Source organism: Gordonia asplenii, from assembly GCF_012933505.1.
Taxonomy (GTDB): Bacteria; Actinomycetota; Actinomycetes; order Mycobacteriales; family Mycobacteriaceae; genus Gordonia; species Gordonia asplenii.
In genome coordinates, this window is the sequence record NZ_JABBNB010000084.1 from 1 (window position 1) to 943 (window position 943).

Here is a 943-nt window from a genome sequence, read left to right on the forward strand (position 1 = left end):
CCGAGGTGGGGGATCTGCTCGCTGAGGTGGTGCATGTGGCGCGGGGGGAGTCGTATCTGGCGTATGAGCAGTATCGGCGGTTGGCGCGGTTGCATCAGGTGCAGGTGGCGCCGTTGATCCCGGCCGATCCGGGTGGGTCGGCGGCGATCGCCCCGGCGACGCGGGCGTTCGAGGATCTGGCTGCGATGGTGGCGGCGGCGTTGGGGTGGGGCGACCGGAAGGCGCAAGGCATTCTGGGTGAGGCGGTCGATTTGATGACTCGGCTGCCGGCGGTGGCGCAGCGTCTGCGTGACGGGGTCATCACCGTGGAGGTGGCACGCAAACTCATCGAACGCACCGATCTGATTTCCGATGGCCCGGCCGGTGGGTGGCTGCCGACCGAACCAGCGCCCGGTGAGACCGAACCGGGTGCGGTCATGGCGCGGGTTGATCAGGCGATCGCCGGGGAATTGGATCAGGGTGGGCGGGGCGCGTGGACGCCGCATCTGGCCAGGGATATGGCCGATCGGATCGTGTTCCGGGAGGAACCGGATGCGGTGCGGCAGCGGCGTCGGGCGGCGAAGCTGGATCGGCGGGTGTGGACGTCGAACCTGGATGACGATATGGCGTTGTTGGGGGTGACGATGACCGCCGAGCGGGTGCAGGTGTCGGTCGCTGCGATTCGTGACCTCGCCGCGCGGGTCTGCGGTAACGATCCGCGGACCACGCCGCAACGCAATTCCGATGTGATGTTCTGCCTGATCAACCAGGTGCCCTACCGGTGTGCATGTGGTGATCCGGCGACCTGTACCTCTGACCTGCCCGGCGAGGGGGCCGACCCGGCGGCGGTGGTGCCGGTGGCGGCGCGCACGATTTTGCATGTCGTCGCCGACGAGGCCACCGTCGCCGGTCACGCCGACAATCCGGGCTACCTGTCCGGGCACGGCGTCATTTCCGGCGACCA

Annotated in this window: 1 protein-coding gene; it reads left to right on the forward strand. The window is 68.6% G+C overall.

Annotation, left to right across the window (positions count from 1 at the left end):
* Positions 1 to 943: DUF222 domain-containing protein (locus HH308_RS29290; protein WP_170197820.1), on the forward strand; the 943-nt coding region annotated here is incomplete at both ends.